The sequence below is a fragment of the Rhodococcus sp. 05-2255-1e genome, from assembly GCF_002259025.1.
GTDB lineage: Bacteria > Actinomycetota > Actinomycetes > Mycobacteriales > Mycobacteriaceae > Rhodococcoides > Rhodococcoides fascians.
Map to the genome: position 1 here is coordinate 232,861 of NZ_NOZE01000003.1, position 21,857 is coordinate 254,717.

The 21,857-nt window shown below is 64.7% G+C and carries 22 protein-coding genes, 4 tRNA genes and 1 riboswitch; of the genes, 16 read left to right on the forward strand and 10 right to left on the reverse strand.

Translation table 11 applies throughout. The features are described 5' to 3' along the window. Nucleotides 1-73 precede the first annotated feature (73 nt). Complete coding sequence (locus CH262_RS01180; protein WP_027495892.1) at nt 74-1,729, forward strand: DNA repair helicase XPB; 1,656 nt, start codon at nt 74-76, stop codon at nt 1,727-1,729. A 40-nt stretch (nt 1,730-1,769) separates the two neighbouring features. Beyond that, nucleotides 1,770-2,495 (forward strand): DUF3239 domain-containing protein, encoded by a 726-nt coding sequence (locus CH262_RS01185; protein ID WP_169879424.1) that lies wholly within the window; start codon nt 1,770-1,772, stop codon nt 2,493-2,495. Here the strand turns inward: CH262_RS01185 and CH262_RS01190 are convergent. Beyond that, entirely contained in the window at nt 2,476-3,462 is a 987-nt protein-coding gene (locus CH262_RS01190) for an LLM class F420-dependent oxidoreductase (RefSeq protein ID WP_027495891.1), read from the reverse strand. The genes CH262_RS01185 and CH262_RS01190 overlap by 20 nt on opposite strands. A gap of 62 nt (nt 3,463-3,524) precedes the next feature. Here CH262_RS01190 and CH262_RS01195 point away from each other — a divergent pair, with 62 nt between their 5' ends. Both CH262_RS01195 and CH262_RS01200 read left to right on the forward strand, forming a co-directional pair. Continuing rightward, nucleotides 3,525-4,697, forward strand: a complete 1,173-nt coding sequence (locus tag CH262_RS01195; RefSeq protein WP_048319620.1) for a pyridoxal phosphate-dependent aminotransferase — start codon at nt 3,525-3,527, stop codon at nt 4,695-4,697. Beyond that, entirely contained in the window at nt 4,694-5,713 is a 1,020-nt protein-coding gene (locus tag CH262_RS01200) for an AraC family transcriptional regulator (RefSeq protein WP_027495889.1), read from the forward strand. Before CH262_RS01195 ends, CH262_RS01200 begins: the two co-directional genes overlap by 4 nt. Nucleotides 5,714-5,725: 12 nt before the next feature. Here the strand turns inward: CH262_RS01200 and CH262_RS01205 are convergent, their stop codons facing one another. Then, nucleotides 5,726-6,151, reverse strand: coding sequence for a VOC family protein (locus CH262_RS01205; protein ID WP_032365878.1), 426 nt, complete (start codon nt 6,149-6,151; stop codon nt 5,726-5,728). A 58-nt stretch (nt 6,152-6,209) separates the two neighbouring features. Between CH262_RS01205 and CH262_RS01210 the strand changes: the two genes are divergently transcribed. Next, nucleotides 6,210-6,830, forward strand: coding sequence for an alpha-ketoglutarate-dependent dioxygenase AlkB (locus tag CH262_RS01210; protein ID WP_032385746.1), 621 nt, complete (start codon nt 6,210-6,212; stop codon nt 6,828-6,830). 11 nt (nt 6,831-6,841) lie between these two features. Here the strand turns inward: CH262_RS01210 and CH262_RS01215 are convergent, their stop codons facing one another. Next, complete coding sequence (locus tag CH262_RS01215) at nt 6,842-7,933, reverse strand: 3-deoxy-7-phosphoheptulonate synthase (RefSeq protein ID WP_094716699.1); 1,092 nt, start codon at nt 7,931-7,933, stop codon at nt 6,842-6,844. Between the two features lie 238 nt (nt 7,934-8,171). Beyond that, nucleotides 8,172-8,381: riboswitch (cobalamin riboswitch) on the forward strand. Between the two features lie 130 nt (nt 8,382-8,511). On the opposite strand from CH262_RS01215, the gene metE reads away from it, so the two are divergent. From metE to CH262_RS01245, 6 genes are all read left to right on the forward strand, one after another. Beyond that, nucleotides 8,512-10,779: a 5-methyltetrahydropteroyltriglutamate--homocysteine S-methyltransferase gene (gene metE / locus CH262_RS01220; RefSeq protein WP_094716700.1), complete on the forward strand. Its 2,268-nt coding sequence runs from the start codon at nt 8,512-8,514 to the stop codon at nt 10,777-10,779. A 100-nt stretch (nt 10,780-10,879) separates the two neighbouring features. After that, nucleotides 10,880-11,932, forward strand: coding sequence for an ABC transporter substrate-binding protein (locus tag CH262_RS01225; protein ID WP_094716701.1), 1,053 nt, complete (start codon nt 10,880-10,882; stop codon nt 11,930-11,932). 132 nt (nt 11,933-12,064) lie between these two features. After that, nucleotides 12,065-12,523 carry a MarR family winged helix-turn-helix transcriptional regulator gene (locus CH262_RS01230; RefSeq protein ID WP_032365873.1) on the forward strand — a complete coding sequence of 153 codons (459 nt, stop codon included), beginning with the start codon at nt 12,065-12,067 and terminating at the stop codon, nt 12,521-12,523. After that, complete coding sequence (locus CH262_RS01235) at nt 12,520-12,945, forward strand: organic hydroperoxide resistance protein (protein ID WP_032365872.1); 426 nt, start codon at nt 12,520-12,522, stop codon at nt 12,943-12,945. Before CH262_RS01230 ends, CH262_RS01235 begins: the two co-directional genes overlap by 4 nt. A 14-nt stretch (nt 12,946-12,959) precedes the next feature. Beyond that, nucleotides 12,960-13,955: an NADP-dependent oxidoreductase gene (locus CH262_RS01240; RefSeq protein WP_048320513.1), complete on the forward strand. Its 996-nt coding sequence runs from the start codon at nt 12,960-12,962 to the stop codon at nt 13,953-13,955. Between the two features lie 92 nt (nt 13,956-14,047). After that, a complete protein-coding gene (locus CH262_RS01245) occupies nt 14,048-14,962 on the forward strand; it encodes a pseudouridine synthase (protein ID WP_094716702.1) in 915 nt (304 codons plus the stop codon). Here CH262_RS01245 and CH262_RS01250 read toward each other — a convergent pair. Next, the gene (locus CH262_RS01250) at nt 14,892-16,016 is read right to left on the reverse strand and encodes a hypothetical protein (protein WP_230678349.1); all 1,125 of its coding nucleotides are present in this window, start codon (nt 16,014-16,016) and stop codon (nt 14,892-14,894) included. The genes CH262_RS01245 and CH262_RS01250 overlap by 71 nt on opposite strands. Before the next feature lie 112 nt (nt 16,017-16,128). Here CH262_RS01250 and CH262_RS01255 point away from each other — a divergent pair, with 112 nt between their 5' ends. Continuing rightward, nucleotides 16,129-16,713 carry a helix-turn-helix domain-containing protein gene (locus CH262_RS01255; RefSeq protein ID WP_027495879.1) on the forward strand — a complete coding sequence of 195 codons (585 nt, stop codon included), beginning with the start codon at nt 16,129-16,131 and terminating at the stop codon, nt 16,711-16,713. 88 nt (nt 16,714-16,801) lie between these two features. Further along, a complete protein-coding gene (locus CH262_RS01260) occupies nt 16,802-17,101 on the forward strand; it encodes an ANTAR domain-containing protein (protein ID WP_045842143.1) in 300 nt (99 codons plus the stop codon). A 12-nt stretch (nt 17,102-17,113) separates the two neighbouring features. Here CH262_RS01260 and CH262_RS01265 read toward each other — a convergent pair whose 3' ends face one another. From CH262_RS01265 to CH262_RS01290, 6 genes are all read right to left on the reverse strand, one after another. Beyond that, nucleotides 17,114-17,410 (reverse strand): hypothetical protein, encoded by a 297-nt coding sequence (locus CH262_RS01265; protein WP_032365867.1) that lies wholly within the window; start codon nt 17,408-17,410, stop codon nt 17,114-17,116. A 101-nt stretch (nt 17,411-17,511) separates the two neighbouring features. Further along, entirely contained in the window at nt 17,512-18,084 is a 573-nt protein-coding gene (locus CH262_RS01270) for a DUF6584 family protein (RefSeq protein ID WP_032371325.1), read from the reverse strand. A 119-nt stretch (nt 18,085-18,203) separates the two neighbouring features. Next, nucleotides 18,204-18,280 (reverse strand) — tRNA-Phe (locus CH262_RS01275). Nucleotides 18,281-18,336: 56 nt separating this feature from the next. Continuing rightward, a tRNA-Asp gene (locus CH262_RS01280) sits at nt 18,337-18,410 on the reverse strand. Between the two features lie 123 nt (nt 18,411-18,533). Further along, nucleotides 18,534-18,606, reverse strand: a tRNA-Glu gene (locus CH262_RS01285). Between the two features lie 79 nt (nt 18,607-18,685). Next, complete coding sequence (locus tag CH262_RS01290; protein ID WP_027495877.1) at nt 18,686-19,354, reverse strand: TetR/AcrR family transcriptional regulator; 669 nt, start codon at nt 19,352-19,354, stop codon at nt 18,686-18,688. 622 nt (nt 19,355-19,976) lie between these two features. Between CH262_RS01290 and CH262_RS01300 the strand changes: the two genes are divergently transcribed. The 3 genes from CH262_RS01300 to CH262_RS01310 all read left to right on the forward strand — a co-directional run. Then, nucleotides 19,977-21,200 carry a lipase family protein gene (locus tag CH262_RS01300; RefSeq protein ID WP_256988608.1) on the forward strand — a complete coding sequence of 408 codons (1,224 nt, stop codon included), beginning with the start codon at nt 19,977-19,979 and terminating at the stop codon, nt 21,198-21,200. 68 nt (nt 21,201-21,268) lie between these two features. Beyond that, nucleotides 21,269-21,344: transfer RNA gene (locus CH262_RS01305), tRNA-Lys, on the forward strand. Between the two features lie 235 nt (nt 21,345-21,579). Next, nucleotides 21,580-21,857 (forward strand): acyl-ACP desaturase (locus tag CH262_RS01310; RefSeq protein ID WP_179274883.1); only part of this gene is annotated, 278 nt, incomplete at its 3' end.

Here is a 21,857-nt window from a genome sequence, read left to right on the forward strand (position 1 = left end):
ACGCGGGCCCCTACCTGTGGACAATGGAGAAGTTGCGCTCTTTCGGGCGCAGCAGAAGTCTCTAGGAGGAACCGTGACCGACGGCCCGCTGATCGTCCAGTCCGACAAAACGCTGTTGCTCGAGGTCGATCACGAACTCGCGGGCGCAGCGCGGGCGGCGATCGCACCGTTCGCCGAGCTCGAACGTGCGCCCGAGCACGTGCACACCTACCGCATCACCCCGCTGGCGCTGTGGAACGCGCGCGCTGCCGGTCACGATGCCGAGCAGGTGGTCGACGCGTTGGTCAACTTCTCGCGCTACGCGGTACCGCAGCCGTTGCTGGTCGACATCGTCGACACGATGGCCCGATACGGCCGGTTGCAGTTGGTCAAGAGCCCGGTCCACGGTCTGGTGCTGATCAGCCTGGACCGCGCCGTGCTCACCGAAGTGATGCGGCACAAGAAGATTGCGCCCATGCTCGGCGCGATGGTGGACGAGGACACGGTCATCGTGCATCCGAGCGAACGCGGCCACGTGAAGCAGATGTTGCTCAAGATCGGCTGGCCCGCCGAGGACCTCGCCGGCTACGTCGACGGCGAAGCGCATCCGATCGAGCTCGATACCGAGGGCGGCAAGTGGACGCTGCGCGACTACCAGGAGATGGCCGCGGATTCGTTCTGGGCCGGCGGCTCCGGCGTCGTCGTGCTGCCGTGTGGTGCGGGTAAGACCATGGTCGGTGCGGCGGCGATGGCCAGGGCCAAGGCCACCACGCTGATCCTGGTCACCAACACCGTCGCCGGCAGGCAGTGGAAGCGCGAGCTCATCGCTCGCACGTCGCTCACCGAGGAGGAAATCGGCGAGTATTCGGGTGAGCGCAAAGAGATCCGCCCTGTGACAATCGCCACGTACCAGGTCATCACCCGTCGAACCAAGGGTGAGTACAAGCACCTGGAGCTGTTCGACTCCCGCGACTGGGGATTGGTGATCTACGACGAGGTGCACCTGCTCCCCGCACCGGTGTTCCGCATGACAGCCGACCTGCAGTCACGGCGTCGACTCGGCTTGACGGCCACGCTCGTCCGCGAGGACGGACGCGAGGGCGACGTCTTCTCGTTGATCGGGCCCAAGCGCTACGACGCGCCCTGGAAGGACATCGAGGCGCAGGGGTGGATCGCACCGGCCGAGTGCATCGAGGTGCGCGTCACCCTCACCGACGCCGAGCGCATGTCGTACGCGGTCGCCGAACCCGAGGAGCGCTACAAGCTCTGCTCGACCGCGCACACCAAGATCGCCGTCGTGAAGTCCATTCTGGCGAAACACCAAGACGCTCCGACGTTGGTGATCGGCGCGTACCTCGATCAGCTGAACGAACTCGGTGAAGCCCTGAACGCGCCGGTGATCCAGGGCTCGACCAAGAACAAGGAACGCGAGGTGCTGTTCGACGCCTTCCGCAAGGGTGAGATCCAGACTCTGGTGGTGAGCAAGGTGGCGAACTTCTCGATCGACCTTCCCGAAGCGTCGGTGGCAGTCCAGGTTTCTGGAACGTTCGGCTCCCGGCAGGAAGAAGCCCAGCGACTGGGCCGATTGCTTCGGCCGAAACACGACGGTGGTCAGGCGCACTTCTACTCGGTGGTCTCGCGCGACACCCTCGACGCCGAATACGCCGCGCACCGGCAGCGGTTCCTCGCCGAACAGGGGTACGCGTACCGCATCACCGACGCCGACGACCTGCTCGGCCCGGCAATCTGACGCTTCGTGTCGGGATCGGCGGCATGCTAGGAATAGCAGTGTGCGCCGATTCGAGTTCCCTGTAGACGTAGCCCACGCGAAGTCGGTCAACGAGACGTTCACCGAACTTCGCCGGCTGCGGATGTCCGCGGCGCTCACGGCAGCGGTCCTGCTGGCACTGGGGATCTGGTTCTTCTGGATCGCGACGCCGTGGTCGTACATCCTCGGCGGCGTGTTCTGCATCGGGGCGGCGACGTCCCTGTGGGTCATGGTGTGGGCACCGAAGAAGATGGGGTCCATCGAATCGCTCTACACCCGGGGCGATCTGGTTCCGGCGGTGGTGGCCGAGACGATGCCGAGCGGCGCGACGTTGCTGTCGCTGGTCGATGTCGCGAAACCAGGAGTCGACGAGCCGCACTACGTCCTGATCACGCGCGTCGTCCGTGCGCTGCCCGGCCACGCCGTCGAACGCGGTGCCGAGGTGCCTGCGGTGTCGGTGCTCGCCGATCGCGGCCGTAACACCGGTGGACGCACCTGGCAGCTGGTGTCGGCGATGCCGATCGCCTGGGGCACCACCGACGCGGCCGTCCTGGCGCGCGCCGCCGCCGAGATCACCGAGGGCGAATGGGCACTGCTGCACGCCAACATCGGTCTGTCGGAGAAGGTACGCAAGGCCAAGAACCAGCAGCTGCTCGTGGACCCCGCCGATCTGCCCGAGGATCTGACGCGGCCTACCGAAGAGCCGGGAGTGGAGCCTGCGGAACGACCTACCGAAGAGCCGGGATGACCTCGCGCTCGAAGAGTTCGATGCCGGAGCGGTCGTAGGCGGCTTCCGGGAAGTAGAAGATTCCGTACGTCATGCCCTGCTGCTGCAGTTCGGTGAGGTTCTCGACGATCTGCTCGGGTGTTCCGACGGCGGGCATTCCGCGGTATGCGCCCAATGCCTCGTGTGCCTTCTCGGCTCCGACGTGTTCGGTCAGTCGAGCCTCGAGAGCGCGTAACCGCTCCTGCACCTCGGCCTCCGTGGAGCCGATGGCCACGTTGTAGTTGGCCGAGCGGACGATGGCGTCGAAGTCCGTGCCGACGGTTGCGCAATGATCGCGCAGCAGAGCCGATTTGGCGGCGAAACCGGTAGGGGTTCCATCGAAGTTGGTGTAGTTCGCGTATTTCGCTGCGATCTTCAGTGTCACTTTTTCGCCGCCACCGGCGATCCACAGTGGGATGCCGCCCTCCTGCAGGGGCAGTGGGCGCACCACGGCACCGTCGATCTCGTAGTGCTTGCCGTCGAGATACACCTCGCCGGTGGTCCACGCTTGTTTGAAGATCTGCACGCCCTCGTCGAGGCGGCCCAATCGTTCACCGGCAGAGGGAAATCCGTAGCCGTAGGCGCGGAACTCGTGCTCGTGCCAACCGCCGCCGATGCCCATCTCGACCCGACCGCCGGAGATGATGTCCACTGTCGCAGCAACTTTCGCCAGATAGGCGGGGTTGCGGTAGGACATCGCCGTGCACATCTGACCCAGTCGGATACGCGAGGTCGACGCGGCCAATGCGGACATCAGCGACCAGGCCTCGTGCGTCGCCTCGTCCGTCGCGACGGGAACGGTGTGGAAGTGGTCGTAGACCCACAGTGATTCCCACGGTCCGGCTTCGGCGGCAACGGCATGCTCGCGCAGCACACTCCACTGCTGGGCCGGATCGATTCCGACCAGATCCAGCCGCCAACCCTGAGGCACGAACATTCCGAATCGCATGACAGGCACAGTACAGACGCAGGTCCGACGCTCGCGCCGGCTGTGTGAACTACGCTGCAGGAATGTCCGAGATGTTGCCGTCGCGCACAGTGACCCGGTTGCGCCCGTTCGCATCGACCATTTTCGCCGAGATGACCGCGCTCGCGGTGGCGAAGAACGCCGTCAATCTGGGGCAGGGATTCCCGGACACGGACGGACCGTCGGCCATGCTCGAGGCCGCGCGGGACGCCATTGCGAACGGCCTCAACCAGTACTCCCCCGGCCCGGGGATGCCGGTCCTGCGCGCCGCCATCTCCGACGACCGGCTCGCCCGGTTCGGACTTCGGTACGACCCCGATTCGCAGGTTCTCGTCACCGTGGGTGCCACGGAGGCCATCTCGGCGACGCTGCTCGGCTTGATCGAGGCGGGCGACGACGTGCTGTTGATCGAGCCGTTCTACGACTCCTATGCGGCCGCTGTGGCGTTGGCCGGAGCCACTCGCACGGCCGTTCCCCTGGTCACCGACGGCAACGGATGGACCGTCGACACCGACGCCCTCGAACGGGCCGTGAGCCCACGAACGCGCATGCTGATCGTCAACTCGCCGCACAATCCCACCGGCACCGTGTTCGATCGCGAGACGATGATCCGTATCTCCGAGATCGCGATCGCCCACGACCTGCTCGTGCTCACCGACGAGGTGTACGAGCATCTGATCTTCGACGACGGTGTGCACACCCCGATCGCGACGCTGCCGGGCATGTTCGAGCGAACCGTCACCGTGTCCAGTGCCGCGAAGACGTTCAACGCCACCGGCTGGAAAACCGGGTGGGCGCTCGGACCGAAAGAGCTGATCGATGCGGTGCGTGCCGCCAAGCAGTTCATGAGCTTCGTCGGCGGTACCCCGTTCCAGCCCGCCGTCGCGTACGCACTCGGTCATGAGCAGGCGTGGATCGCCGCCATGCGCGACGGTCTGCAGCACAAGCGAGACACGCTGTCCGCGGCGTTGACCGAGGCGGGTGCGGACGTCAAGCACAGCGCCGGAACGTATTTCGTGTGCGCCGATATCGCACCGATCGGCCGCGGTGATGCGTACGAGTTCTGCCGCACCCTGCCCGATCTCGTGGGCGTCGCCGCGGTACCGGTGACTGCCTTCGTCGACGAGCCCGCGCCGTGGAAGTCTTTGGTGCGCTTCGCTTTCTGCAAGCAGGACCACGTGCTCGCCGATGCCGCCGAGAGGTTACGGCGATTGTGACTGCGCAACCGACGATTCCGGCGTACTTCGTCAGGCAAGCCGTCGACCTCGCGGCCAACGGCGGAGTGGACCTGACGTACCCGTTGTCGATGGCCGGGATCGGAACCACCATTCTCGACGACCCGGCGGAGCGGCTCACCACCCGACAGGTCACCGCGTTCACCCAGGCCGTCTGGGCAATGACCGGCGACGAACTCTTCGGACTCGCCGCAGTTCCCGTGCGGCGCGGCAGTTTTCGGGTGGTGTGTCAGACGTTGATACACACGGAGAATCTGTGGGCAGCGCTGATTCGAATGTCCGAGACCATGCGCGTGCTCATTCCGGTGAAACCGATGACGCTGGATCGAACCGAGCAGTCGACGGTCCTGACGGTGCACGTCGAAGCCACGACCGATCTCAGCCCCGAAGCGAACGAGCTCGCCGAGCGATTGCTGACCGACTTCCTGTTGATTCTGCTGCATCGGTTCGCGGCGTGGCTGATCGGTAACCGGGTCAAACTCCTGTCGGTTCAGTTGCCCTATGCACTGCCCGGGCCCGAGGCCGGGAAGATGTACGACACCATATTCGGAACTCATGTGCAGTTCGGATCCGACCGCGCCGCACTGGAATTCGACACCGCGCTCATGCGCGCCCCGATAGTGCAGACCGAGGCGACACTGGCCGAGTACCTCGCGGAGTCACCCAACCTGCTGTTCTCGTCGAGGGACTACGACAGCACTGCGTCGAGTCAGGTCCGAAGGGCCCTGGAGACCGGATTCAGAGGCGGTACGCCGGCTACCGAAGAGATTGCGGCCATGCTCAACATCAGCCCGCCGCATCTGCGCCGCGTCCTTCGCCAGGAAGGCACTTCCATCAATCAGCTCCGCGAGGAGGTTCTGCGCGACGCTGCCATCTCGGGGTTGAGCCGGGGCGACAGCGTGGACGACATCTCGGCCCGCCTGGGCTTCTCCGAACCGAGCGCATTCCGCCGAGCCTTCAAGCGCTGGACCGGGCAAACTCCCGGCGCGTATCGATAGAGCTCGGCGCGATCAGCTGACGCAGAACTCGTTGCCCTCGGGATCGGTCATGGTGATCCAGGTGCTTGGCCCTTGCTGCCCGCGATGCAGTACCGACGCGCCTCGACCTTCGAGTTCGGTCACCACCGCCTCGCGTCCGTCACCGACACGAACGTCGAGATGGAGTCGGTTCTTCACGGACTTCGATTCGGGTACCGCCTGAAACAGCACCCGCGGGGTGCCCGGAGATTCCGGATCGGTGATGCCCTGGCCTGCTCGCCACACCAGAACGCCGTCGAACACGGTTGTGTCCTCCTCTCGGGCGTGGCCTGCCGCAACCATCTCGCGAATGAACTCCTCGTTGCTGGGTTCGACCTGCCAGCCGAGAGTCTGTGCCCACCATGCCGCGAGCGCATGCGGGTCGACACTGTCCACGACGACCTGAAATCGGTAACCCATGCGAGAACGATACCGCCGGGAGCTGGCAATGGGAACACCTGTTCGATACAGTCGAGTCATGTCGCTCGCGATGCAAGGTTCGCTGTTCGGTGACGACGACGGTGGCGTCGGGTCGCTGCAGTCCGTCACCCGCCGCGAGCTGACGCTCGGTGCCTGGGTCGATGTGCGGCCGGGCTGGTTGTCCGACAGCGACCTCTTCGATTCGCTGGTCACCGACGTCGACTGGCGCGCCGAACGCAGGCAGATGTACGACCGCGTGGTCGATGTGCCGCGCCTGGTTCGGTACTACGCCGAGCGGGAGCACTGGCCGCATGCGGCACTGTACGAGGCCCGCGATGCACTGGACGACCACTACCGAAGAGAGCTCGGAGAGTCGTTCGCGACCGCGGGACTGTGTTACTACCGCGACGGGTCCGACAGCGTCGCCTGGCACGGCGACAACATCGGCCGCAGCGCCACCGAGGACACGATGGTGGCGATCGTATCGCTCGGTGCGACGAGACAACTCATGCTCCGTCCCCGCGGCGGCGGGACCTCTCTGAAATTCACCCTCGGTCACGGCGACCTGGTGGTGATGGGCGGGTCCTGTCAACGCACCTGGGAGCATGCAATTCCCAAATCGACCCGCGCGGTCGGCCCACGCATCAGCGTGCAATTTCGACCGCGCGGGGTTCGCTAGCGCACGACGCGTCAGCGCGCGGCGTTCGAGGCCCGACGCGTCTCTACGGCCGCCGCGAGAGTGGCCAATTGCGTTGCCGTCGTGTCCCAGTCGAGGCATGCATCGGTGATGGACTGGCCGTATACGAGCTCGTCCCGGTGGCCGAGTTCGAGGTCCTGACGCCCCGCGACGAGGAAGCTCTCGAGCATCAGCCCGACAATTCCGTGCTCGCCGGCCGCGACCCTGGCGGCCACGTCGGTGACGACGTCCACCTGCTTGTTGTGATCCTTACGGCTGTTGCCGTGGCTGGCATCGATGACGACTCGCTCCGGCAGACCCGACTTACGCAGGCGAGCAACGGTATCGGCCACGGACTCGGCGTCGTAGTTCGGTCCGTCGACGCCGCCGCGCAGAATGACGTGGCAATCGGGGTTTCCGACGGTCCTGATCAAAGCCGCCTTGCCGTCGAGATCGGTTCCGGGGAAGACGTGGCTCGCCGCGGCGGCGCGGGTTCCGTCCACGGCGACCTGGATGTCACCTTCGGTCGAGTTCTTGATGCCGACCGGCATCGACAAGGCGCTGCACAGCTGCCGGTGCACCTGGCTGGCCGCGGTCCGTGCTCCGATGGCACCGTAGCTGACCAGGTCCGCAATGTACTGCGGGGTGATCGGGTCGAGGAATTCGCAGCCGACGGGCAGGCCGAGCGCCGAAATGTCCAGCAGCAGCTGGCGTCCCACTCGAAGACCTTCGTTGATGTCGAAGCTGCCGTCGAGGTGCGGATCGTTGATCAGACCCTTCCAGCCGAGCGTCGTCCGCGGCTTCTCGAAGTAGACCCGCATGACGATGTGCAGTCGATCGCCCAACTCGGCTGCCGTGGCGGCGAGGCGTCGGGCGTAGTCGAGGGCAGCGTCGGTGTCGTGCACCGAACACGGGCCGACCACGACGATCAGTCGGTCGTCACGGCCGTCGAGAATGTCGACGACACCGGAGCGTCCGGTACGAACACTCGCCGAGATCGCGTCGTCCACCGCGTGCTCGCGGCGTACGACCGACGGCGCGACCAGCGGACTGATGCTGATCGTGCGCTGATCGTCGAGTGACGGGGTGTCGAGGGAGAGCGTCATGAGAGGGTTTCCTGTTCCCAGGCCGGCTCCGCATGCTCCACGCGCACTTCGAGCCGGTCTGTATCCGGCTCGTGGGGTGGAGGGTCAGCGCATGGCGTCGCTGGCTGACCCACCCGGGGCCGGCCTGCTAAACCAGAAATACGTGCGCTGCATGAAGAGCACCGTAACAGACTCTCCCGTGATGCATCTATGCTCGTCCCTGCAGTCGGTTCGCCAGGTGGTCATGAGGAGCCCCGAAGTTCACCTCGGCGTCGAGCGGTGCGTGCAGTCACGGCGCATCGCGAGAGGGAACCCGGTGAGAATCCGGGACTGTCCCGCAGCGGTATGCAGGAACGACCGCCGTCATCACGCACTGAGGAAGCCTCTTCGGGAAGCGACGGCCAGTAGGAGTGGGCTCTTCGTCCGCGCGCCTGCAAGTCCGAATACCTGCCCTCTGTGCTGTGCACGCCGTGTGCAGCGGTTCACCGCCTCGTGGAATGGGCGCGTAACCCTGGTATGGCTGTGGTCAGGGCTCACCGGGATCTGCGCGCCCGTGAAGACGGTGCACCACCCACGTGTAGTTACCCTGGAGATCAACTGTGAACAACGATTTCACTGCCACCGTGCTCGGTTCGGCTCGCATCGGACCCAACCGAGAACTGAAGAAAGCCGTCGAATCCTATTGGGCCGGAAAGCTCGATGCCGAGGCCCTCGAATCGGTCGCGAAGAATCTTCGCGAGAACGACTGGCGCACACTCGCAGCCGGGCTCGATTCCGTTCCGGTGAACACGTTTTCGTACTACGACCAGATGCTCGACACTGCGGCCCTCCTCGGAGCGTTGCCACCGCGAGTCGAGGCAGTCGAAGGCGAACTCGATCGGTACTTCGCCGCCGCCCGCGGCACCGAGACCATCGTCCCGCTCGAAATGACCAAATGGTTCGACACCAATTACCACTACCTCGTGCCCGAGATCTCGCCGGAGACCACGTTCTCCCTGCACCCGGACAAGGTTCTCGGCGAGGTGAACGAGGCTCGTGCACTGGGCATCCCGGCACGTCCGGTGATCATCGGACCGGTCACCTTCCTGTTGCTGTCCAAGTCCGTCGACTCCTCCGATTCGCTGCTGGGACGGGTGGACGAACTGATACCGCTCTACGCCCGTCTGCTCGAACTCCTCGCCGCAGCCGGAATCGAGTGGGTCCAGATCGACGAACCGGCGCTGGTGCGCGATCTCGACGACGAGACCGTCGCAGCGGCGACCCGATGCTTCGAGCAACTCGCAGCCTCGCAGACCCGCCCGGCCATTCTGCTGGCGTCCTACTTCGGCGACCTGGGCGACGCGCTGCCCGCAGTGGCGTCCACCGGGATCGAGGGCCTGGCCGTCGATCTGACCGTTCCTGTTGTGGCAGAGCAACTTGCAGCTACTCCCGCTACCTCGACGATGCTCGTCGTGGCCGGCGTCGTCGACGGACGCAACGTCTGGCGCACCGATCTCGACGCCGCGCTCGAGACACTGCACGAGGTCGGCAGACATGCACGCGCAGTGGCGGTGTCGTCGTCGTGCTCACTGCTCCACGTTCCCTATTCGTTGGACGCCGAACCTCAGCTCGAGCCGACACTGCGGTCGTGGCTGGCGTTCGGGAACGAGAAGATCACCGAGGTCTCGGTGCTCGCGCGCGCACTCCAGGGCGGAACAGCCGGGGAAACCGATCGATTCGTGTCGGACCGATTCGAGTCGGCCCGCGCGGCTCTGGATTCGCGGAGACACGATGCACGGCTGCACGATCCGGCAATCCGTACGCGCGTGACCAGTGTTGTCGGCCGTGACCGCAGCCCGGGAGACATCCGCCGCGTCGTGCAGGGCGAGCATCTTTCGCTCCCTGTTCTGCCGACGACGACCATCGGCTCCTTCCCACAGACGAGCACGATCCGCCGCGCGCGGGCGGCGCTGCGCAGCGGCACCGTCGACGAGGCGGAGTACGTGCGGCAGATGCGCGCGGAGATCGCCGATGTCGTTGCACTGCAGGAGCGTCTGGGGTTGGACGTGCTCGTCCACGGCGAGCCCGAACGAAACGACATGGTGCAGTACTTCGCCGAGCAACTCGACGGATTCGTCGTGACCGCCAACGGCTGGGTGCAGTCGTACGGGTCACGGTGCGTGCGACCACCGATCCTGTACGGCGACGTCTCGCGCCCGGCACCGATGACGGTGGAGTGGGCGACGTACGCGCAGTCGTTGACCGACAAACCGGTCAAGGGCATGCTGACCGGCCCGGTGACCATTCTCGCGTGGTCGTTCGTCCGAGACGACATCCCGGCGGCCGAGTCGGCAGCTCAGATCGCCTCGGCGATTCGAGACGAGACGATCGACCTGGAGTCGGCGGGGATCCGCATCGTCCAGGTGGACGAGCCCGCGCTCCGCGAACTGCTACCGCTACGCTCGAAAGACACTGCAGCGTATCTGGATTGGGCCGTCCGATCGTTTCGTATCGCGACGTCCGGCGTCGACGACGCGACACAGATCCACACGCACCTGTGCTACTCCGAGTTCGGTGAGGTCATCGACGCCATTGTCGCCCTCGACGCCGACGTGACGTCCATCGAGGCCGCACGCTCGCGCATGGAGGTGCTCGACGACCTCACTGCGGTCGGCTTCGCACTCGACGTGGGACCCGGTGTCTACGACATCCATTCGCCGCGAGTTCCGACGGTCGCCGAGATCACCGAGTCGCTCCGCGCGGCGGCCGAGGCAGTTCCCCTCGAACGGCTCTGGGTCAATCCGGACTGCGGACTGAAGACACGGGGCCCGGCTGAGGTCGAGCAGTCGTTGAGAAACATGGTGCTGGCCGCGGCAGCGCTGCGCTGACCCCATGTGAGCGGAACTTCGACCCCTGCTACGAAGTTCCGCTCACGTGGTCGCCAGGCTAGGGTTACCTATCCATGCCCGCTCGGTGAAAGAGATCGAAGTGAAACGTCTGCTCGTCGTCACTGCCCTCGTCGCAGTCGCAGCTCTGACCACCGTCGCGTGCGGTGACAGCGGCGGGCAGACACCGAGCACCGCCACCTCTCCCACCTCCAGCACCGACGCGGCATCGGACGCTCCGGGCCCCACCGGCATACCCGACGGAATGGGTTCGGGTGCCGCCGACGGCGAGTTCCCGCGCACCGTCGGGCATTTCGGCGGATCCACCGACATCCCCGCCGAGCCGAAGAAGATCGTGGTGATCGCCACCGGCCAGCTCGACGCCGCATTGACCCTGGGCGTGATCCCCACCGGTGCCGCCTACGGCGACGGAGCCGATCTGGTGCCCGACTACATCAGCTTCTCGTTCCCCCAGTACGCGGACCAACTGACGCAGATGGCAGATCTCGGCAATCGCCAGAGCGTCGACATCGAGGCCGTCGCCGCCGCCGAACCCGACCTCATCCTGGCCAACAAGACCGGCTCGGAAGACATCTACCCGACGCTGTCGGCCATCGCGCCGACCGTATTGACCGAGGGCACCGGCGTGAACTGGAAGCAGGACTTCCTTCTTCTCGCGGATGCACTGGGACGCACCGAGCAGGCGCAGGGGTTCCTGGACACATTCGCGTCCGACGCTCGCGCACTGGGTGATTCGGTCTCCAACGGCGGCGGGTCCGAGGGTGCTCCGACGGTGTCGTTCGTCCGCTTCACCGCAGACCGGGCACGCGTGTTCGGCGTCGCGTCGTTCGCGGGATTCATCGCCTCGGACGCCGGTCTGGCGCGTCCGCCCAGCCAGCAATTCGACAAGACCTCGCAGGACTTCAGCGAGGAAGAGATCCAGTTGGCGAACGCCGACTGGGTATTCGTCTCCAGCCAGGACGCGAGAGCCGATTCGAGCGCCGCGTCGTACACCACCAACCCACTGTGGACCGGGATGAGCGCGGCAACGCAGAACCACATCGTGCGCGTCGACGACGACCCGTGGTACCTCAACGCCGGCCCCACGGCGGCGACCATCGTGCTCGACGGCCTGAAAAACGCTCTGCAGAGCTGACCCCCATGTGAGTGACGGAGCCTGATTGGTCGTTCCGCAGGCTCCACTCCCGACTCGTAGCAGGCTACGAAGTTCCACTCACATCGGGCGGATAGGTTGCGCACAACTTAACCGTGCGCTACCGTTCTTCTCGTGACCAACGAACTCGCACTCGATCGTCAGGTGTGCTTCGCGCTGTACTCCGCTTCGCGGGCTACCACCGCGGTGTATCGCCCGATGCTCGACAAGTTGGGCGTCACGTACCCGCAGTACCTGGTTCTGCTGGTGCTGTGGGAGAAGGACGGGCGCGGCGTCAAGGACATCTGCGCAGAACTCGATCTCGACACCGGCACGCTCTCGCCGATGCTCAAGCGACTCGAAGGTCTCGGTTTCATCGAGCGTCGACGACTGAGCACCGACGAACGCCGCGTCGAGATCCATCTCACCGACACCGGAAGCGCCTTACGCGCTGAGGCACTCGACCTCCCCCGCAAGCTGGCCGAGAAGACCGGCATGGGAGTCGACGATCTCGTCAGGCTCAAGGAATCGCTCGACGCATTGACGAGCGCTCTCCATCACACCGATTCGCGCACGACAGAAGGAGAATCATGAAGACCATCTACACCGCAGAGGCACTCGCCACCGGCGAAGGCCGTAACGGCCACGCCCGCACCTCCGACGGACGTCTCGACCTCGATCTCGCCATCCCGGAGGCCATGGGCGGCAGCGGAAACGGCACCAATCCCGAGCAGCTGTTCGCAGCCGGCTACGCCGCGTGCTTCCACTCCGCACTGCAGATGGTGGCGCGTCAGGACAAGGCCGACGTCACCGATTCGGCCGTCGGCGCTCGTGTCGACATCGGCCCGAACGACCAAGGCGGCTTCCAGCTCGCAGTCACCCTCGAGGTGACTCTGCCGAACCTGAGCCGCGAGAACGCACAGGCACTGGCCGACAAGGCACATCAGGTCTGCCCGTACTCCAACGCCACCCGCGGCAACATCGACGTCACCGTCACCGTCACCGAAGACGAGTAGGGAAAACCATCATCATGAAGGCACACGAAATTCACCTCGCGTCCCGCCCAGAAGGCTGGCCGACCGAAGACAACTTTCGCGCGGAGGTCGTCGACCTCCCCGAACTGCAGGACGGGCAGATCCTCGTTCGCAACATCGTGATGTCGGTCGATCCGTACATGCGTGGTCGGATGAACGACGTGAAGTCGTACGTCCCGCCGTTCCAGCTCGATGCGCCGCTCGACGGCGGTGCCGTCGGCGAGGTCATCGAATCCAAGGCCGACGGTTTCGCAGTCGGCGACGCTGTTGTGCACGGCAAGGGATGGCGCGATCTCGCCATCGTCCCGGCACAGGGAGCCAGCAAGGTGGACCTCGGCGCAGCCAAGGCATCGGCATACCTGAGCGCACTCGGAATGACCGGCACCACAGCGTATGCGGGTCTGACGGCCGTGGCGTCGTTCCAGAAAGGCGACGTCGTGTTCGTCTCCGGCGCTGCCGGGGCCGTCGGCTCGCTCGTCGGACAGATCGCCAAGGCGCTCGGCGCATCTCGCGTCATCGGTAGCGCCGGATCCCCCGCCAAGGTTGCTCGCTTGCTCGAGCTCGGGTTCGACGCGGCATTCGACTACCACGACGGCCCTGTCGCCGAACAGCTCCGACAGGCAGCTCCCGACGGCATCGACGTGTACTTCGACAACGTCGGCGGTGACCATCTCGAAGCTGCTATCGGGTCGATGAACAAGCACGGCCGAATTGCCATGTGCGGAGCCATCGCTCAGTACAACTCGACCGAACCGACCCCGGCCCCGCGCAACCTCGCCCTCGCCATCGGCAAGGAGCTGACGTTGAAGGGATTCATCGTCGGCTCGTACGCGCACCTCACCGAGGAATTCCGCGCGAAGATGACGGATTGGCTCGCCAGCGGCGCAATCGAATTCGACGAAACGATCGTCGAAGGCCTCGACAATGCCCCGGCCGCCTTCATCGGACTGATGAAGGGCGAGAACACCGGCAAGATGGTCGTCACCATCTAGGTCGGGCCGGCACGGCGCGTCACCGCAGTCCACACCCCGGTCGGGAATTCCGACCGGGGTGTTTCCATGCGTGCACCGATTACAGTCGTTGCATGCCTGCCGCCCCACTTCCGTTGCGCGACGGCCTCGACCCCACCAGGGTGCGGATGCCCGACGTCGCGACCGGCGCAACGGTGCTCGAATATCTGTGTGCCCGCTTCCCGCAGGATGCGGCCAGGTTGACCGAGAAGGTGTCCGGCGGGGAGGTCGTCGATGCAGCGGGCGTACCGATCGACCCGTCGACGATCGCCGGCCCGCGTGCGGACATCTACCTCTACCGTGACCCACCGGTGGAATCGGCCGTGCCGTTCTCCCTCGATGTGCTGCACCGCGACGAGAACCTGCTCGTGGTGGACAAGCCGCACTTCCTCGCCACGACGCCGCGAGGCGCGTACATCGCACGCTCGGCGTTGGTTCTGCTGCGACGACAATTCGATCTCCCCGAGTTGAGCCCTGCTCACCGACTGGATCGACTCACCGCGGGTGTCCTGGTGTTCACCGTGCAGCGGCAGGCGCGCCGGCCGTATCAGGAGATGTTCGCTCAGCGCACGGTCACCAAGCAGTACGAGGCAATTGCCCCACTGTCCCAGAATGTCGACTTCCCACTGACAGTGCACAGTCGAATCGTCAAGGAACGCGGCGTTCTTCAGGCACGGGAGGTACCGGGCGAGCCCAATGCCGAGACACGCATCGAACTGGTCGACACTCTCGGGTCGTACGGTCGATATCGGCTGCACCCGCGCACCGGGAAGACGCATCAACTTCGGGTTCATCTGTGCTCGTTGGGAATCCCGATCGTGGGCGACAACTTCTATCCGTCGTTCCGCGAGGTCGCCGACGACGACTACTCCGATCCGCTCCGCCTACTGGCTCGCTCCATCGAGTTCGTCGATCCGCTCAGCGGCGTGGTTCGACGGTTCGAGAGCAATCGGAGTCTCGATCCTCCTGCAGCGCAACCGATTCCGTAGTACCGGCTATTTCGTCGGCTCGGACGGTGATGCGGTGCGAGATGACCGCGAGCGCGAACAGACCGACCGCTACATTTCCCAGCGCAGCGAACCCCTCCTGGGCGAAATCCACGAGCGCGTTGAGCAACGTGAACACCAGTGCGGACACGCGGAGAGTGCGCAACGGCCACACGGAACCGTCCGTTCGCAACCGCAGCATCGCCGGCAGCGCCGTGGCGAAAGTGATGCAGGCACTGACGAACAGGATGCCGCTGGCGATGCCCATCCTGTCGACGTCGATCGTCAGGTCTCGGCGATCGATGAGCAGGTCACCCAGGACGAGCTCGACGATCCCGAACACGACTCCCGCCCCGGAGATCAGGACCAGTCCCCAGCCGACGACGGGAACCCAACGGGGACTGGTGAAGAACGCGGGAATCAGCCGTGGAACGAACTGGCGCATCGAGTGGGTACGCGATGTCGACCGGCGGCAGGTGCCGAGCAACAATCTGATTCCGGCTACGGTGTCCGGGTCGGCTCCGTCCGACTCCGCTCGCGCAACCATCCGCAGCGCCCAGTCGCGCCGATGCTCGGGAAGACCGTGCGCGACGCCATCCGCGGCGATCGCGGCCGCATTCGCCAGCGACTCGTCCCGCGACGGCCTGCGGAACTCCCGCACGATCCTGCTGAACACCAACAGCAGCACCACCAGGACGTACATGATCTCCGACGACGGGCCGTAGAAGTAATCGTTGTCCTTGGTGACGAACTTGCCGACCTCGTCGAGAAACAACCCGAACCCGATTCCGCCGAGCACCACGGTGAAGACCCGAACGCCGAACCCGATGAACATCCACCCGATCAGCAGAGCCAGCATCATCGCCGCCCCGCCGTACAGAGCGTGCGCGATGTGCAGCGACTTGCCACCGACCTGCGGGTAGTGCGTGAGCTCCAAATACGCCCTGGTGACCAGAATCGTGGCAATGGCCACCACCATGAAGGCCTCGGACGCGGAACTGCCGTAGGCATCGCGGACCACGCCGGTACGTTGCGGGTGCCCCGGACGAGCGATCATGAACCGAGTATGAGCTTCCCGCCGTCGCCTCCGGGCTGTTTTCGCCTCTGCATTCCCGCGCGCCGCATGGGAGCGACTTGACAAATTCGTTTGCCGAAACTGCAATGGATCGATGACGGACGCAGAAACCACCCTCGACGAGCTCATCGCCGGCCTCGGCCCCCGCCTCAAGCGCATCCGAATGGAGAAGAACACCACCCTCGCCGCACTGTCCGAGACCACCGGCATCTCGATCAGCACGCTCTCGCGGCTCGAATCCGGTGACCGCAAACCCAGTCTCGAATTACTGTGGCCGATCGCGCGAGCGCATCAGATGGCACTCGACGATCTGGTGACGACTCCCCCCGTCGCCGATCCCCGAGTACGCACCACAGCCACGGTGCGCGAGAACGTCACCATCCTTCCGCTGACGCTCCGCCCCGGCGGACTGCAGGCCTTCAAACTGCTGATTCGTCCGGACGACAAGGAGCCGCGCCCACGAGTGCACGAAGGATACGAGTGGTTCTACGTTCTCGACGGCACCCTGAGACTTATTCTCGGCGAACACGATCTGACGATGAAGGCCGGTGAGGCCGCCGAATTCGACACCCGGGTACCGCACTGGTTCGGCGCTGTCGGCAACCGACCGGTCGAGCTGCTGAGCCTGTTCGGACCTCAGGGCGAGCGCATGCACGTCCGCGCGAAACCGACTGTATGAAAAGTCATGTCGGTGTGAGACAGTGAAGCCCGCTCGACCCAGAATCCACTCGGTCATCCGCACCGACAACACCATCTCGAGGAAAAAGATGACCGACAGACTGCCCGATTCACCCGCCTCTCGTACCGACGTCGACATCGCGACCGGAGTGCTCATCGGGATCCACGGCGGCTCGGTGGCCGACGCCATCGACGAGTTGTTCACCACGGCGAAGAATCACCGGGTAAGTCTGTTCGAGCTCTCCCGCACGCTGATCACTGTCGCCGAGGGGCGCGACGTGGAGCAGTCCACGACAACGGACGCGGTGTACTCGGTGTGGGGTTCGGCGCTGGGCCGGCGTGGAGCCGAGACCACGTTCGGCTTGGTCACCGGTTCCGCCGCAGTCTGATTCGGGCGGTCGCTATCCGCGGACTGCCGGGTCGGTCCGCAGTTCCGGGAATCGAGCCGTCATCGCGTCGATGTGCCGATACATCTCGTAGAGCTCGGTGCGGAGAGTGGATGCCTCGGACTCGAATTGCCTCGCGCGAGATTCGGCACGATCGGCGCGAGCCCGAAATGCTTTGGATTGCGCAATTTCGATGGCCGCCGAACACGTCCGAATGTGTTCGGCCAGTCCTCGCGCGAACACTCTCGCCTGGGCAAGATTGACGTCGTAATTGTCGTCGCGCGGTGACGGTGCGCCGTTCGCTGTGCCCATGAAATGAAGTCGCCCTCGGTCGTCGGCCTCGATATCCTCCGACGAACTCTACGCTCGGATTCGAGCGACCCGTTCGAGAACCGCCCCTCCGAGAATCGCCATCACCCGAAGACGAGTGCCAACACCACCGACGCAGAGGTGGCAACGATGGCAAGGACGATGGTCGCTGCGATCGCACGTTGCCTCACGGTGCGGTAACCAGACGTCTTCAACCCGTCGTCGGCATCGTCCTCGTCGGCGGTACGCGCGGCATAGAAGTCGTCGGAGTCGACTCCGTCCTCGTCGAAATACACGACATCGCGCGGTGGGATCCAGCTCTGCCCATTGGCTGCGATTGCGGCTCCCAGTCGCTCCAGGCGCATCTGAGCCCGCACCGGATACCAATCCGAGGGCGCGTGGATGGGGAGCGCTCGGGCGAGCATCAGCGGCGACCGGTACTGCTTCTGCAGTGCCGCGAACGCAGCGGACGCCGTCGGATCGTCGTCGGCCTTGTCGGTCAGAAACCACACGGCACCGGCCGCCGCACGATCACCGAGAAGGAGATACGTGTACGCGAGCAGTTCCAGAACCGCCGGCGACGACGGGTTGCGCGGCAAGGCGTCGAGGAGCCCGTCTCGTGCGGCGTTGGTGTCTCCACGTGCGAGATCGGCTTGCGCGCGAGCGATCACATCCACCTGTCGAGCCTAACGTTGCAATCGAGCGCCGTCACGGGACAGTGAATACTCCGCAGACGACAAAGCCCCTCTCGACCGAAGTCGAGAGGGGCTTTGTCAGTGCTTGTCGATCACAACCGTGGTGGCCAGGGCCGGGATCGAACCGGCGACCTTCCGCTTTTCAGGCGGACGCTCGTACCAACTGAGCTACCTGGCCGGGCGGCACCGGTGAAACAATGCCATCGCAATGCCGGTGCTTTCACACCGATTCTGCGACCCTGACGGGACTCGAACCCGCGACCTCCGCCGTGACAGGGCGGCGCGCTAACCAACTGCGCCACAGGGCCTTGCTGTTGTTGCCGCGCTATTTCTAGCGCACCAACTCTCCGAACTGCAAATCTGCTTCTCGCCGGAGCGAGATGAAGAATGCTGTACTGCACATCGGATTGTCAATCCGATGCTTTCCTGCGTACCCCCTACGGGATTCGAACCCGCGCTACCGCCTTGAAAGGGCGGCGTCCTAGGCCGCTAGACGAAGGGGGCCCGCCGAATTGCTTCGACGCTACCCTCAACGGCGTTCCGTTGGGAGCTGGGATAGCTTAGGACACTTTCGCTGTAAATCTCAAACCGGCAGGTCAGAGGCAGTTTTTGCCTCGTTTTCGCCGAACTGCTCCCACCCGTGGAGTTCGAACTCGGCCAACCAACTATCCGACGCCATGGCAAGGAGCACGATCTCGACGGACTCCTCGAACCGCTCGCGTAGATCTGCGTTGTCGGCCACCAGATCCGACATGTAACGCTGACCCGCCATCGACGCGGCGAGTACCCGCACGAACTTGGCCGCGTCGAACTGCGGCTTGAGGTCTCCCATCGCCAGCGCTCTCTCGGCCTGCGCGTACCCCTGAGCGCCCCACACCCGGCCACCACCGGAGTGCACCTCCGCGTAGAACTCGGGCTCGACGATCAGCCGGAATTCTGCACGCACGATCACATCGTTCTGAAAGTTCTGCGCGATGTCGTCGACGATTCCCTTGATGACGTAAAAGGGATGCGCGGTCGAATCCGCCCATTTCTCGGAGATTGCGACATAACGGTCGAGTCCGGCCGCGAGCACCGCTCGGGCCAGGTCTTCCTTGGACTGGAAATGGAAGTACATCGCCCCCTTGGTGGCGTTCGATCCTTCCAAGATGGTGTTGACGGACGCAGCCGCATATCCGCGCTTGGCGAATTCCGCCGCCGCTGCCTCGACGATTGCCGCCCGGGTCCGCCGTGCGCGCTCCTGTTGTGCCATTTACTCCGTGCCTCCGAGCCCAAGCGCCCTGCATATCCACAGGTAGTACAAGTAGAGAGTACTTCACCCGAACGACACGCGACTCGACTCACCTGCGGTCCGCTACGACGCGTGCAGCCGACAGAAAATTCGGTTGGGTAACTGAAACAAGCCGAATGGTATTGTTCACCCGGCTCGAGTGCGCTGCAGGGGGTGCGCACTCGAGCCGCTCACGTACGTCCGCTCGGGCCAGGTCGGCACCGCCGTTCGAGCCACAACGCCGATACCGAGCATGCGTACGAATTCCGCCGAATGGCCGCCGGTCTCCCAGAGCCGGAAAGCAGTTGAATATCGAATTACATTCTGCACGAGCATCTCTCGAGGCACCTTCGTTTGCACCGCTCCTTAGCGCATGAAAACTGTTGCTGGTCAATCGAATACGGCAAACCCGCTCCGTGAGGTCACCAAAAGCACTGTCTCATAATCGATATCAGCGGCGAAACGGTAACGGTTTCGACACATTCTCGGAATAGCCGAAGACGTAGACCACCTCGGGCATAGCGTGATGCGCATCACACATGATGCTTCGGCCGATCGGGGACGGGTGCACGCCATGAATCTATCGATCCGCGTATGTCGTTCGATGACAGTACTACTCGTGTCGTCGGCCTTGACGTTGTCGACCGCGCACACCGTCGCCGCCGACCCACTGACGAACTTCCTCGATCCCGTCGCCGATCCCGCCCTCTACCTGCCGACCCCACTCGGCGAGGCGTTCTTCGACCCGCCGGCAGGATTCGAGGAGCTCCCGCCCGGATCGGTTCTCGGCACCCGACGCGTGAGCGTGGGGCCGCTGTTCACCCCGGTCATATCGACCCAGATCCTCTACCGCACAAGCGATTCCAAAGACCGACCCGTCGCTGCGGCGACGACCGTCATCGTGCCCGACGCACCCTGGGCCGGTCCCGGCACGCGTCCCGTCGTCGCGTACAACATGGCCATCAACTCACTGGGCAACACCTGTGCACCGTCGTGGACCATGCCCCGAGGTATCGCCCGGGAGATTCCAGCGGTGCAGGCGTTCCTCGCCAAGAATTATGCAGTGGTCGTCACCGATCACGAGGGTCCTCGGCAGGCGTACGCGGCCGGGCGCATGGCCGGCCATGCGGTGCTCGACGCGTTGCGCGCGATGGTGCGCCTCCCCGAACTCGGGTTGCCCGCGTCCTCCCCGATTGCCGTCACAGGCTATTCGGGCGGGGCGATCGCCACCGGATGGGCCGCTCAACTCGCCCCGTCGTACGCGCCGGAGGTCAATCTGGTGGGCGCGGCCTTCGGCGGTCCACCGACCGACTACCGGATTCTGCTGACGTCGATGAACGGCAACGTCGCGTCGACGCTGTTCCTGTCCGCAGCGCTCGGAGTTGCCCGCGAGTATCCCGAGATGTTCTCCCTGATGAACGCCAACGGACTGCGTCTGGCGACCGTGGCCAAAGATCTCTGCATCACACTGCTCGCTCCCGGCGGACTGGTGGCACCGATACCGGCCCAGGCCCTCTCGGACGTGCCGAACGTCGACCGGACCGAGATCGCCGAACGCATCATCGCCGCGACCCGGATGGGCGGTGATCTCGCCCCCACCGTGCCCACGATGATCTACCAGGGCCGTCAGGAATTCTGGATCCCCCGGGAAGGTGCGGAAACGCTGTACGACGAGTGGTGCGCACACGGTGCCGACGTACGCCTCGAGGAGTACTTCGGTGAACACCTCGTCGTCGCGATCAGCGGCATTCCCGGTGCGTACTCCTGGATCGACGACCGCCTGGCCGGTATCCCCGCGCCGCAAGGCTGCAGCAGTTTCGGGCGCTGACCCCCGAAACGCGGTGCCGGGGGTGCATGACCGACACGGCTGCACTGCCCATTACACTTTCGATCCGCGCCCCTATAGCTCAGTTGGTAGAGCTACGGACTTTTAATCCGCAGGTCGTAGGTTCGAGTCCTACTGGGGGCACCACACACCCTTCCGCCGAACTGCATTCGGCGGCACCCGGTCCGTACACTCGGGGTAACGATCGGCCCGTCCGCAGCGACGTGCAGGGAGAACTGCAGCAGTCGCGAAGATCCCCACATCGGCCGATGTCGGTCGTCACGACTGCTCGAACAGCAAGTGAACAGCCGCGACACGGTTCACACCGAACCTACGGTGCCGTAAGCTGGACCGGTCGTACGCAATCTATGGAGGCGATCTAATGGCGAGGGATCTGACACAGCTCGAGCTTCTGCAAGAGCTGGTGCCCACTGCCGAGGACAACGTGAACCGTCACATTTCGATGGCGCGCGAATGGCATCCCCACGACTACGTGCCGTGGGACGAAGGCCGCAACTTCGCCGCCCTCGGCGGCAAGGACTACGACCCGGAGCAGTCCAAGCTCTCCGACGTCGCGCAGGCCGCGATGATCACCAACCTGCTCACCGAGGACAATCTGCCGTCCTACCACCGTGAGATCGCCGAGAACTTCTCCCAGGA